Raw genomic sequence first — 12,913 nt, forward strand, 5'->3', positions numbered from 1 at the left:
TTTTGTAGCTGGAAATGTTCGGCGCCCTCCGCGCCACGGCAAGGAAGTACACGGGTGGAGCGATGTGGAGGGGATGTGGAGGGTTGGTGAGCCCGAAGGACGTGAACAGGTTCGCCTGCACGGCCGGGCGGGCCACAGTGGGGTGAAAAGGAATGAACCGGCGTCAAATATGCCCGTTAAACACGAAAAGACCCGTCATTCAACGGGCCTTACCTTCGTGCGGATAGGCGCTCAGATGCCTGGTGGAGCAAAGTGGAGCAAAGCTCGGCGGCTACCCCGGCTGGGTCGGACGGTCAGCGGTCTTCGCCGTGATGGCGTTCGTCCCACCGTTCTTCCAGATTGGCCATAAAGCCGCCTTTCGACGAGGAGGCCGGCTTATTTCCGGTCGACCGCGGCGACCCTGCCCCGGCCCGCCGTGTGGTGGCCCAGTAAACACCGGCGCCCATGATGACGAAGCCCAGGACCCCGACGGCGATGATCTGGCTGAGGATACCGGTGAGCAAGACCAGGATTCCGGCAATCGCGACGAGGGAACCCACGACGATGTGGCGCGTCGACAACGATCGGCCGCTGGCCGATTCCATGTGGCTGGCAAACTTCGGGTCTTCAGCATGCAACTGTTGCTCGAGTTGTTCCAGCAGCCGCTGCTCATGCTCTGAGAGTGGCATCTGAGCCTCCTTTATTCCGGTCCCGCGAGGGCTGACTCAGTCGTTCAACGAACCCCACGGGACAAGAGTTCCTGACACCTACCGGAACCTTTTGACCCCTTCTACTAAGAATAGAGCGCAAACCCGCCAATCGAAAGCTGCGGTGACGCAACTGTGACCCCGCTGGCACGGATTTCACTCGCCGGGCTCCGGCTGCCCCTGCTGGCCGGCTCCCTGGTCGGGCTGCATCGGCCGGCGGGCCCCGGGCTGGAGCAGCGAAGCCGGCAGGATGCCTGCTGCTCCAAACTTTCGATTGACTTCATCCAAGGCCTGTTCAGCGTTGTGCCAGGTATCCTCATGGCCGTCGAAACTGAGCTGCTGGCCGCCGCGGCCGGCGTCCTCCAGTTGCTCTGCCCGGAGCCCGATCAGCCGGACCGGTTGCGGCCGCTCGCCAAGCTCCGCCAAGAGGGCTGCGGCTGCGGCCTGGAGCTGCTTCGCACTGTTTGACGGCGCCTGCAGCTTCCGCGATCGGCTCAAGGTGGTGAAGTCGGAATAGCGCAGCTTCAGGGCGATGGTTCCGGCCCGCAGGCTGCCGGCCCGCAGCCTCGCCGCCGTGCGGTACGCGAGCCGCAACAGTTCGCGGTGCAGCATCTGGTCGTCGTCGACGTCCTTCTCGAAGGTCTCCTCGGCGCCGATGCTCTTCTCCATGCGTTCGGGTGTCACCAACCGATCGTCGATGCCCCAGGCGAGCCGATGGACGTGGTCGCCGGTGGCGCCCAGCACGCGGTGCAGCGCAGCCTGCGGGGTCTGTGCCACATCGGCCACGGAACGGATGCCGAGGCGGGCAAGGACCTCGCCCGTCTTCGCCCCGACGCCCCACAAGGCGCCGACCGGCAAGGGGTGCAGGAAGGCCAGCGTTTCGGCCTCGGGTACCAGCAGCAGCCCATCCGGCTTGGCGTGGGTGGAAGCGATCTTTGCCACGAACTTGGAGGCCGCGATGCCTACCGTCGCGGTCAGCCCCAGCTCGTCGGAGATCCTGCGGCGGATCAGTGCCCCAATCTCCAGCGGCTCCCCCAACCGCCGTCTTGCGCCGGCCACGTCAAGGAAGGCCTCGTCGACGCTGAGTGGCTCCACCAGCGGAGAGATCTCCCGGAAGATCGCCATGATCCGTGCCGAGGCCTGCTGGTACTTCGTGTGGCTGGGCTCAATGATCTGTGCCTGTGGACACAGCATGCGCGCCCGGGCCATGGGCATGGCCGAGCGGACCCCGTATTTGCGGGCCTCGTAGGAAGCCGACAGCACCACTGCCCGGCCGGAGGCGGACCCCACAATCACCGGCAGTCCAACAAGCTCGGGGCGCTCCAGCAGTTCCACGCCAACAAAGAAGGCATCCATATCCACATGGAGGATGGTGCAGTTCTGCTGGTCCGGGGAGGTCACAGGACTATCGTAGGCTGGCGGGTCACCCCCGTGCCCCCATGGCCGCGCTGGCGGCGCACGCGATTGTCTAGACTGGTCTGCAGACATCAGAACCATCGCGAGGAGCGCCGCCCCATGCCGTACGGCCGAGAAGGAATGCCGCCATGCACGCGCAGAGAAGAGGTAGCAGCATGGAGCCGTCGCTGACCACAACGAGTCCTGCCGAGCAGGACGACTTCCGGCAGGCCGTTGCAGGCACGTTGCAGCAATTCCTGGGCGGGCAGAAGGAGCTGTTGCTCGATGCGGCCCCGGACGCGGCGCCGTTGGTGGAGGCCATCGCGGACCTCACCGCTGGCGGCAAGCGCCTGCGTGCACTGCTGGCGTATTGGGGGTGGCGCGGGGCCGGGGGGTCGGTGCTGGCCGAACCGGCCGTTCAGGCCGGAGTCGCGCTGGAACTCTTCCAGGCAGCGGCACTGATCCACGATGACATCATCGACCGCTCGGATACACGGCGGGGAAACCCGAGCGTGCACCGCCGGTTTGAACAGCAGCACCGCCGCAACGGCTGGTCACTGGACGCCGAACGCTACGGACAGGCCTCCGCCCTGCTGGCCGGTGATCTCTGCCTGTCCCTCAGCGAGGAGGTCTTTTCCGGCATCGGGGCGGAGGCCGCCGCGGGGACACCGGCCCGCGCCATCTTCAACCGGATGCGTGCCGAGGTCATGGCCGGCCAGTATCTGGACCTGCTGGAGGAGGCTGCCGGCCCGGGCCGTCCGGTTGAAGCCGCCGTGGACCGCGCGCTGCAGATCCTGCGCTACAAGTCGGCCAAATACTCCACCGTCCACCCGCTGAGCGTGGGCGGCGCCCTGGCCGGCGCATCAGCCGAACTGCTCGACGCCTATGTAGCGTTTTCGCTGCCGCTGGGAGAGGCCTTCCAAATCCGGGACGATGTCCTGGGCGTCTTCGGCGACCCGGCCACCACCGGAAAGCCCGCAGGCGACGACCTGCGCGAAGGCAAGCGCACGGTCCTGATCGCGCACACGCTTAACCACTGCACACCGGCCGAACGCGACCTGCTGGAGGCCAAGCTGGGTTCGCCGGAGCTTTCCGACCAGACGGTGGAAGAACTCCGCGGGCTGATCACCAGCAGCGGCGCCCTGGCGGCAGCAGAGCAGATGATTTCCGAACGAACGGCTGCCGTCGATGAGGCACTCGCGGCCCTGCCCGTGACCGCTGATGTCCGCAACGCGCTGGGTCGACTGGCGGACTCAGCGGTACGCCGCAACGCTTAAAGCACGGCGGGGTCCGTCCGCCGTTAGGCGGACAGACCCCGGATGCAGGGCAACGAGGTACGGCTGGCTGGGCGGCTGTCTACCAGCCCAGGGCTTGGGCGCGGCGGCGGATCTCGGTCTTTCGGCCTTCCCGCAGGGCGTCAATCGGCCGGCCGGGCAAGGAATCGTCGACGGTAAAAAGCCATCGCAACGCCTCCTCATCGCTGAAGCCGGCATCCGCAAGGACCGCCAGCGTGCCCTTAAGGCTCTCGAGGACGCCTGACTCGACCAGGAATGCTTCCGGCACCGAGCGGATCTGGCGCTCCCCCACCTTCGCTGCCAGCAGGGCCCGTTCATCCACCAAGCTGCGCACGTCCCTTACCGAGACGTCCAGTCGCTCTGCGACGTCGGGCAGCGGCAGCCAATCGGCAATCAGTTCTTCAAGTTCACTCACTGTATAAGCGTGCCACGGCGACCCACCCGGAGCCATTTCAAAAGCCCGACACGCCGCCTTCATTCTTGATTCACCAGCTGCAGCTGTTGTGTTATGCGCCAATAGTGTAGATTCACTTGAGTCACACTTTTAACATTGATAACAAATGACACACCAGTACCACTGTGCGGCCCGTTGGGGGACGCTCGCCAGGCCGCAGAACAAGGATGAGGGACATCAATGACCGATCAGCGCCCGATCACGCGCAACGACCGCAGCCAGCCCCGCCGGGTGCTACTGTCCGCGGCAGCAACCGCGGCGATTCCCGCCGTCGTACTGTCCTCCGCCGCATTGGCCATGCCCGCGCAGGCGGCAGAACTCCCGCCCCGCGCCGCGCTGCAGCCTAAGGCGGCGATACCGGGTGTCACGGTTCCCGCCGCCGCCTTCATTCCCGCCTCCCAGGTCGCCGCCCAGTTGCCCGCCGCGCTGCGGACACAGGCCACGCCGTCCGTCCACACGGTGCGCGCCGGCGATACGGTCAGCGGCATCGCCGCCCGCTACGGCATCTCCACGAAGAAGGTGCTCTCGCTGAACGGACTGAGCGCCAGCACCATCATTCATCCCGGCCAGAAGATCAAGCTGGGCGGCTCGGCCGCGGCCAAGTCCGCTGGCAGCATGGCTGCAAAGGCAACATCCGGTGCCGGCAACTACACGGTCAAGTCCGGCGATACGCTCTCCGGCATCGCCGCCAAGCACGGCATGAGCCTGGGCGCCGTCCTCTCGGCCAACAGCCTCAAGATCAGCTCGGTCATCTACCCCGGCCAGAAGATCAAGGTCAACGGCGGTAAGGCCTCCGTGTCCAGCGCCTCGATCAAGACCACGGCTAAAGCTTCCACCAGAGTCGGCAAGGCCTCCAGTTCCGGCAACTACACGGTCAAGTCCGGCGATACGCTCTCCGGCATCGCCGCCAAGCACGGCATGAGCCTGGGCGCCGTCCTCTCGGCCAACAACCTCAAGATCAACTCGGTCATCTACCCCGGCCAGAAGATCAAGGTCAACGGCGGTAAGTCCTCCGTGTCCAGCCCCTCGACGAAGCCGCAGGCGAAAGCTTCCACCAAGACCGCCAAGCTCTCCGCCAGCGGCAACTACACGGTGAAGCCGGGCGATACGCTCTCCGGCATCGCCGCCCGCCACGGGATGAGCCTGGGCGCCGTCCTCTCGGCCAACAACCTCAAGATCAACTCGGTCATCTACCCCGGCCAGAAGATCAAGGTCAACGGCGGGTCCGTGTCCAGCGCATCGACGTCGTCCAAGACTCCGGCCAAAGCACCGGCCAAGAGCAACGCTGCCGGCTCCGGCAGCTACACCGTCAAGTCCGGCGACACGCTCTCCGGCATCGCCGGCAAGCTCAATGTGACGCTTTCCAGCCTGCTGCAGGCCAGCGGCCTTAAGTCGACGTCGATCATCTACCCGGGCCAGAAGATCGGCGTCCCCGGCAATTCGACGGCTGCGCAAACAACGACGTCGAACGTCGGCACCGCGTCCGCCGCGCCGCTGGTGCCAAGCACCTTCCTGCACTACACCTACCCCGAAGCCGTGGTGTCCAAGGCGAACGAGAACAAGCGGCTGCTGCTCTCCACGCCGCAGCCCAGCCAGGCTCAGATGAAGGACATCATCGCTGAAACCGCCCGCAAGATGGGCGTCGATCCCAAGCTCGCGCTGGCACACGCCTACCAGGAGTCAGGCTTCCAGCAGACCGCTGTATCGCCGGCCAACGCCATCGGCGCCATGCAGGTCATCCCGTCCTCGGGCGAGTGGGCCTCGGACTTGGTGGGCCGCAAGCTCAACCTGCTGGATCCCTATGACAACGCAACCGCCGGTGTGGCGATCATTCGGTCCCTGGTCGCCACCAGCCCGTCCCTGGACATCGCCATCGCGTCCTACTATCAGGGCCAGTACGGTGTGATGACCTACGGCATGTACAAGGACACCAAGGCCTATGTGGCTTCGGTGAAGTCGCACATGAAGAAGTTCTAGCCGGCCACGGCCCTCGCCGCGAAAGGACCCGAACCACGGTGTTGATTCGGGTCCTTTCGCTCATCGGACTAGGATCGTAGAGTGCAGCAACCGGCAACTGATTCACTGGTCGGCGCCCTGATCGACGGACGCTACCGTGTTCTTTCGCGTCTGGCGCGCGGCGGGATGTCCACCGTCTATCTGGCCTCCGACACCCGGCTGGACCGCAATGTAGCGCTCAAGGTCCTCTATCCCTATCTCGCGGAAGACCACAGCTTCCTCGAGCGCTTTGAGCGCGAAGCCAAATCGGCGGCCCGGCTCTCGCACCCCCATGTGGTGGGCGTTTACGACCAAGGCATCGACGGTAATGTCGCCTATCTGGCGATGGAATACGTGCGCGGGCACACGCTCCGCGACCTGCTGAACGATTCGGCGCCGCTGACGCCCCGGCACGCGCTGGCCGTGCTGGATCCGGTCATCGAGGGGCTCTCGGCCGCGCACGCCGCCGGCCTGGTCCACCGCGATATCAAGCCGGAGAACGTCCTGATGTCCGACGACGGACGGATCAAGCTGGGCGACTTCGGCCTGGCGCGCGCGGTCACCACCAGCACCAGCACCGGCACCCTGATCGGGACGGTGGCGTATCTGCCGCCCGAGTTGGTCACCGGCACGGCGGCCGACGAACGCAGCGACGTGTACTCCGTGGGAATCATGCTGTTCGAGATGCTGACCGGACGCCAGCCCTTCACCGGAGACGTACCCATCCAGGTGGCTTTCCAGCACGTCAATTCCACCGTCCCGGCTCCGTCCACCCTGGTTCCCGGGCTGGCTTCGGACCTGGACGAACTGGTGCTCTGGTGCACGGGTTCGGACCCGGACCAGCGGCCGGTGGATGCCACCGCCCTGCTCGGCGAACTGCGGCACGTGCACAAGTCGCTCAGCGATGCCCAGCTGGATCTCCAGAGCGGACCGGCCAGGGAAGCGGGGACTTCGGCCACCAAGGTCATCGCCGCCGATCCACACCGCACCACCGTGATCTCCCGTCCTGCCCAGCACACCCAGATTTTCAGCGCCGGCGCGACCGCTGCACCGGCGGGCGAGCAACGGCCGCTGTCCGCGCGGGAGTCGAAGAAACGCCAGCGGGAACTCGCCCGCAGTGCCCGGCGTCCGGAACAGAACCTGCGCCGCGGCAATCCTCGGCGCCGCGGCGTGATCTGGATCGTCGTGCTGGCGATCGTGGCCGCGCTGGTTGCCGCCGCGGGATGGTTCTTCGGCATGGGCCCCGGCGCGCTCGTTTCCGTACCCGACGTCGCCGGAAAACCAGTGGCGGAAGCCCAGAGCATGCTCCAGGAGCAAGGGCTGGAGTACAGGCTGCAGGAAGTTTTCGACGAAAAGGTGGCCAAGGGAATCGCCGTGGGCACGGAGCCGGACGCGCCCATCGAAGTACGCCGGTTCGAGCATCTGTCGCTCGTGGTGTCGAAGGGGCCGGAGCTGTTCGCGGTCCCGCCGCTGGCCGGCATGACCTTGGACAAGGCCACCGATGCACTTGAAGAAGCCAACCTCACCGCCGGCAAGGTCAAGAAGGCCTACGACGAGGACGTTGCCGCGGGTACGGTCATCAGCCACAAACCTGCCGAAGGCGAACAGCTCAGGCGGGGCTCCGCCGTCGAGCTGACCGTTTCGAAGGGACCAAAGCCTTTCGACATCCCCCAGGTGATAGGCCAGCCCCAGGGTGATGCCGCCGCCGCCCTGGAAGGCGCCGGGCTGAAGGTGGAGATAGCAGCCGAGGCTGTCTTTGACCGCAACGTCCCGGAGGGATCGGTCGCCTCGCAGGCTCCTGCCGAGGGCCAGGTGATCCGCGGCGACACGGTCACCTTGACGCTCTCCAAGGGACCGCGGATGGTCGAAGTCCCGGACATGGTTGGCCTGCAGGTGGACGACGCACAGCGCCAACTGAAGGAACTTGGCTTCGAGGTCGAAGTCAACGAGATCCTCGGCGGCTTCTTCGGCACGGTTCGGGCCCAGGATCCGGTCAATGAGTCCGTCCCCGAAGGCTCCGTCATCACGCTGACCGTGGTGTGATTCCGGCCGCCTGGCCGTCCGCCGGCCGGGTCGGCTGGGTCAGGCACCCGTGAGCAGAAGGCCCGGAACCTGTTCGATGGTTCCGGGCCTTCTGCTGTGTTCTCGTGAGGCTGGGGCAGCTACTGCTGGCGGGAGAGCGCTCCGGCCACCAGGAACGCCATCTCCAGCGACTGCATGTGGTTCAGCCGCGGATCGCAGACAGACTCGTAGCGGTCCAAAAAGGCGTTCTGGTCGATCGGATCGGCACCGCCGAGGCACTCGGCCACGTCGTCGCCGGTCATTTCCACGTGCAGGCCGCCGGGGAACGTCCCGAGTTCGTGGTGGACATCGAAGAAGCCGCGCACCTCGTCGATCACGTCGTCGAAGTTCCGGGTCTTGTAACCGTTCGGCGAGGTCACGGTGTTTCCGTGCATGGGATCGGTCACCCACAGCACCTTGGCGCCGCTGTCCGTTACCCGCTTGACCAGTTCCGGCAGCTTCTGGCGGATATTGCCTGCACCCATGCGGGTGATGAACGTCAGCCGTCCGGGCTCGCGTTCCGGATCCAGTTTGTCGATCAGCCGCAGGGCGTCATCGGCCGAGCTGGTCGGTCCCAGCTTGACCCCGATCGGGTTGCGGACCTTGGACAGGAATTCCACGTGGGCGCCGTCCAGTTGCCGGGTGCGTTCGCCGATCCAGAGGAAGTGCCCGGAGGTGTTGTAGGGCAGGCCGGTGCGCGAATCGATGCGTGTCAGGGCCCGCTCGTAGTCCAGCACCAGCGCCTCATGGCTGGCGAAGAACTCCACCCGCTTGAGCGCGTCGAAGTCGGCTCCGCAGGCGTCCATGAATTTCACCGCGCGGTCGATTTCGCGCGCGAGCGACTCGTAGCGGGAATGTGCCGGATTGGCCGTGAAGCCCTTGTTCCAGTGGTGCACCAGCCGCAGGTCGGCGAATCCACCCTGCGTAAAAGCCCGAATCAGGTTCAGCGTGGAGGCCGAGGTGTGGTACGCCTGCACCATCCGGCTGGCATCGTGGGCGCGGGACTCCGGGGTGAAGTCGAACCCGTTGACCATGTCGCCGCGGTAGGCCGGCAGCGTCACGCCTTCGCGGGTCTCGTCGTTGGACGAACGGGGCTTGGCGAACTGGCCGGCCATCCTGCCCATCTTGATCACGGGCAGCGAGGCGCCGTAGGTGAGCACCACGGCCATCTGCAGAATGGTCTTGACCCGGGCACTGATCTTGTCGGCCGTGGCGGCGCCGAAGGTCTCGGCACAATCCCCGCCCTGGAGCAGGAAGGCCTTGCCGTCGGCGGCCTGGGCCAGACGTTCCCGCAGGACGTCGACCTCGCCGGCGAAGACCAGCGGCGGCAGGGTGTTCAACTCGGCCACGGCGGAGGCGTGGACCGAGGCGTCGTGCCAGCTGGGCTGCTGCACCACCGGCAGCTCGCGCCAGTCATCCAAACCGGGGTAGTTCGCCGCCGTGGGCAGCTGGTCGGGAACGGAAGCAGTAAAGGTTGTATCGGTCACGCCTCAATCGTAGACCGCGGCTCGGCCCGGCTTCATGTGGAGAGGTCATGCTCCGACGACTTGCCGTCACATTGCGGCCGGATTATTGCGGGCCGTCCTGACCCGCTCCCGGGGCTGTGCCGCGGCTCTCCGGAAGCCCGGCCTTGTCCGCCGGCTGAGCGGCGGCGCCGCCCGCTCCTTCATTCCGACCGGCCATGCCGTCAGATGGGGCACCTGAAGCGGCGGCGCCTGAAGGGGCCGCCGGGGATGCGGCTGCTGCGGTGTCACCGGAAGCCGGCCCCGCTGTTCCTGGCTCCACGTGCCCTGGCCCGGGAGGCGCAGGCACGTCGGCGGCAGGCGTTGCTGCGCCGATCACCGTGATGGCACCGGGTGCCTTGGCCTTCCGCGGTTCCGGTTGCTCCGCGGGCAGCCCGACGGCGGACTGGCGTTGGCCTTCCCCGCGGGCCGGCTTGCGTGCCGATTGCCGCGCCTTGACGGTGCTGGCGTACGAATCGACGTATTCCTGCCCGGAGAGCCGCATGATCTCGTACATGATCTCGTCGGTGACCGAGCGCTGGATGAACCGGTCGTCTTCCAGGCCCTTGTAGCGGGAAAAGTCCAGCGGCTTGCCCATGATGATGCCCACCCGGCGGATGTTGGGGATGCGTCGCCCGATCGGCTGGACCTTGTCGGTGCCGATCATCGCCACCGGAATGACTGGTACCCCGGTGCTCAGCACCAGCTTTGCCACGCCGGTCTTGCCGCGGTACAGCTTGCCGTCCGGCGACCGGGTGCCTTCCGGGTAGATGCCCAGCAGACCGCCCTCCTGCAGCGCGTCCCGTCCGGCCAACAGAGAGGTGGCCGAGGCCGCCCCGCCTGAGCGGTCCATCGGCAGCTGGTTCGTCATCTTGAAGAACGCCGCAGTGAGCTTGCCCTTGATTCCCTTGCCGGTGAAGTATTCGCTCTTGGCCAGGAACACCACGGGCCGGGACACCGCCAGCGGCAGGAAAATCGAATCGGAGAATGAAAGGTGGTTACTGGCCAGCACGGCGGGCCCGTTTTCCGGAATGTTGTCCAGGCCCTTGACCCACGGCCGGAAGAGCAGGCGAACCACCGGCCCCACGACAATGGTCTTCATAAACCAGTAGAACACGTGTGCCTTTCCATTCCGCCGCCGCAGGCCGCATAACAATTCCGTTTGAGACTCTACTCCAGCTTGGCGTCTGCGTGGCTGCGCCGCGGGCAAGGACGGAAAGGAAGAGGACGGCAATCAATGGCCGAACGGCTCCCATAATGACACGATAGTGCCATGACTTCTGCTCTCGACGGGGCCTTCTCCAGTTCCGGGCACGGCCCCCATTCCCGTCTGGGCGTGGTACTGCTGCATGGCTTTACCGGTTCCCCGCGCAGCATGCGGGGGTGGGCGGAGAGCTTGGCCGATGCCGGCTTCGCGGTGCGGCTGCCGTTGCTGCCCGGCCACGGCACCACGTGGCAGGATCTGGGAACGTCCCGCTGGCAAAGCTGGTACGGGGCGGCCGAGCAGGCCTTCGCCGAACTCGCCCGCGAGCGCAGCCAGGTCTTCGTCGCCGGTCTGTCCATGGGCGGCGCCCTCGCGCTGCGACTGGCGGCGCACCGACCTGTCGCCGGCGTGCTGCTGGTGAACCCGGGGCTAACCATCGCCGATCCCCGGGCACCGTTCTCCGGACTGATCAAATACGTGCTGAAATCGGTGCCGGCCATTGGCAACGACATCAACATGCCGGGCATCGATGAGGGCGCGTACGACCGCACCCCGGTGGCGGCTGCCCACCAACTGGGCCGGCTCTTCAAGACGGTGGTGGCCGACCTGCCCCGGGTCACCGCTCCGACGCTGGTGTTCCGCTCCGCCGTGGACCATACGGTGCCCGAGTCCTCCATGCGCGTGCTGCGGCGCCGCATCGGCACCGACCGGCTGGAGGTGGTGCCGCTCGCGGACAGTTATCATGTGGCCACCATGGACCATGACGCCGAGCTGATCTACCGCCGATCGGCGGAATTCATCCAGACCATCGCGGCCGCGTCAGCAACCCACACAGGAGCCACCCGTGCCGGGGCATGAGCAGGACCGGGACGACGCCGTCTGGCAGGATCTGGTGGCCCGGCTGGAAGAAACCGACTCCGGCAACCCGGACGGACCCCAGCCGGAGCAGCCGGCAGCGGACGGCGGCACGGATCCCCGACGCCTGCGCGATATCTTCGAGAACCGCCTGCCGGAGGTTGGGTCGCCGGGTGCACCATCCGGCCCGCGGGACTACGCAGTCGAGGAACCAGACGACGACGAGGGCTACGTACCGCCGGAGCCCGAACCGTTAGGCGCCGGCGAGCCGCTGCTGGTGCTGGCGTGGATCGGCGCGGTGGGATCTCCGCTGGGACTGCTGCTGACCGCCATGTTGTGGCGCGGCGCACCCTTGGCTGCAGTGCTGGGAATGGTGGTCCTTTTCGTGGCTTCCGCCGTCTACCTGCTCTTCCGGCTGCCGAAGGAACGCGACGGGTACGACGACGGGGCACGCGTCTGACGCGACCGGCGCCGGGATCAGCCGGCGGCGGCCCGGGCGAGGTCTGCGGCACCGATCATTCCGGCCCTCGGTCCCAAGGCCGCCAACCGGACGTCCGCCAGCGGGCGGAAGCCCCGGCCGGTCAGGTTCCGCTCCAGCGCATGGCGGGCCGGCTGCAGCAACAGATCGCCGGCTTCACAGAGCCCCCCGCCGATCACGAACAGGCCCGGATCCAGCGCCGCGGCAAGATTAGCCAGCCCCAGCCCCAGCCATTCGCCGGTCTCTTCCAGCAGCCGGACACTGGCCGGGTCGGCCCGCTTGGCTTGCTCGGTCACCACTGCGCCGGTGATGTCCTCCACGATGCCGCCCGCGGCCTGCAACCATCGCTGGGCCACCGGGGAATTCGCTGCCGCCAGTTCCCGAGCCTCGCGGCCCAAGGCATTGCCCGAGGCGTACTGCTCCCAGCAGCCGCGGTTTCCGCACGCGCAGCGGTGTCCCCCGGGCATGATGACCTGGTGCCCGAACTCCCCCGCAACACCCCAGCGGCCCCGCTCCAGTCGGCCGTCCATCACCATGGCTCCGCCGATGCCCGTGCCCAGGGTGATGCACACCAGCCGCGGCTCCGAAGCCCCCGCACCAAACCGGAACTCGCCCCAGGCGGCGGCATCGGCGTCGTTGACTACGGTGACGGGCCGGCGCAGCAGCCGTTGCAGGTTGTCCCGCAGCGGTTCATTCCGCCAAGCCAGGTGCGGGCTGAACAATACGGTGCCGCCGGCAAGATCCATCCAGCCGGCCGCGCCAACGCCCACCGCCACCACCCGGTGCTCCGACGCCAAGTCGCGCACCAGCGCCGCGATGAGCTCTTCCACGTCCCGCGGATCGTGACCCGGGGTCGGGCGGACCAGCTCCGCGACCACGTTCCCGGCACCATCGACGGCACCGGCCGCCACTTTGGTACCGCCGATATCGATCCCCACCGCCAGTCCGCTGTTCTCCACCTCCCCATCGTAGGCAAGCCGAGCCCACG

General features: G+C 66.8%; 10 protein-coding genes and 1 pseudogene. 5 read left to right on the forward strand and 6 right to left on the reverse strand.

All coding sequences use genetic code 11. The features are described from left to right. Positions 1–293 precede the first annotated feature (293 nt). Complete coding sequence (locus MNQ99_RS12035; protein WP_127514458.1) at positions 294–668, reverse strand: DUF3040 domain-containing protein; 375 nt, start codon at positions 666–668, stop codon at positions 294–296. A 174-nt stretch (positions 669–842) separates the two neighbouring features. Beyond that, on the reverse strand, positions 843–2,087 hold the full coding sequence (dinB, locus tag MNQ99_RS12040) for a DNA polymerase IV (protein ID WP_422387456.1): 1,245 nt from the start codon (positions 2,085–2,087) through the stop codon (positions 843–845). Positions 2,088–2,257: 170 nt separating this feature from the next. On the opposite strand from dinB, the gene MNQ99_RS12045 reads away from it, so the two are divergent. Next, entirely contained in the window at positions 2,258–3,358 is a 1,101-nt protein-coding gene (locus tag MNQ99_RS12045) for a polyprenyl synthetase family protein (protein ID WP_241913102.1), read from the forward strand. A gap of 79 nt (positions 3,359–3,437) precedes the next feature. Here the strand turns inward: MNQ99_RS12045 and MNQ99_RS12050 are convergent, their stop codons facing one another. Beyond that, positions 3,438–3,791: an Rv2175c family DNA-binding protein gene (locus tag MNQ99_RS12050; RefSeq protein ID WP_127514462.1), complete on the reverse strand. Its 354-nt coding sequence runs from the start codon at positions 3,789–3,791 to the stop codon at positions 3,438–3,440. Between the two features lie 654 nt (positions 3,792–4,445). Here MNQ99_RS12050 and MNQ99_RS12055 point away from each other — a divergent pair. Then, positions 4,446–5,807, forward strand: coding sequence for a LysM peptidoglycan-binding domain-containing protein (locus tag MNQ99_RS12055; protein WP_479683789.1), 1,362 nt, complete (start codon positions 4,446–4,448; stop codon positions 5,805–5,807). 81 nt (positions 5,808–5,888) lie between these two features. After that, positions 5,889–7,868, forward strand: a complete 1,980-nt coding sequence (pknB, locus tag MNQ99_RS12060) for a Stk1 family PASTA domain-containing Ser/Thr kinase (RefSeq protein ID WP_241913104.1) — start codon at positions 5,889–5,891, stop codon at positions 7,866–7,868. Between the two features lie 119 nt (positions 7,869–7,987). Here the strand turns inward: pknB and MNQ99_RS12065 are convergent, their stop codons facing one another. Together MNQ99_RS12065 and MNQ99_RS12070 are read right to left on the reverse strand one after the other, a co-directional pair. Next, the gene (locus MNQ99_RS12065) at positions 7,988–9,373 is read right to left on the reverse strand and encodes a class II 3-deoxy-7-phosphoheptulonate synthase (RefSeq protein WP_127514466.1); all 1,386 of its coding nucleotides are present in this window, start codon (positions 9,371–9,373) and stop codon (positions 7,988–7,990) included. A gap of 445 nt (positions 9,374–9,818) precedes the next feature. Then, positions 9,819–10,505 (reverse strand): annotated as a pseudogene (locus tag MNQ99_RS12070) (lysophospholipid acyltransferase family protein); the annotation flags it as partial. Positions 10,506–10,661: 156 nt separating this feature from the next. Here MNQ99_RS12070 and MNQ99_RS12075 point away from each other — a divergent pair. Beyond that, positions 10,662–11,450 carry an alpha/beta hydrolase gene (locus tag MNQ99_RS12075; protein ID WP_241913105.1) on the forward strand — a complete coding sequence of 263 codons (789 nt, stop codon included), beginning with the start codon at positions 10,662–10,664 and terminating at the stop codon, positions 11,448–11,450. Then, complete coding sequence (locus MNQ99_RS12080; RefSeq protein WP_241913106.1) at positions 11,437–11,907, forward strand: hypothetical protein; 471 nt, start codon at positions 11,437–11,439, stop codon at positions 11,905–11,907. Before MNQ99_RS12075 ends, MNQ99_RS12080 begins: the two co-directional genes overlap by 14 nt. A gap of 17 nt (positions 11,908–11,924) precedes the next feature. Here MNQ99_RS12080 and MNQ99_RS12085 read toward each other — a convergent pair whose 3' ends face one another. Beyond that, positions 11,925–12,884, reverse strand: a complete 960-nt coding sequence (locus tag MNQ99_RS12085; protein WP_241913107.1) for an ROK family glucokinase — start codon at positions 12,882–12,884, stop codon at positions 11,925–11,927. Positions 12,885–12,913: the final 29 nt, after the last annotated feature.

The organism is Arthrobacter sulfonylureivorans, assembly GCF_022637435.1.
Lineage (GTDB): Bacteria > Actinomycetota > Actinomycetes > Actinomycetales > Micrococcaceae > Crystallibacter > Crystallibacter sulfonylureivorans.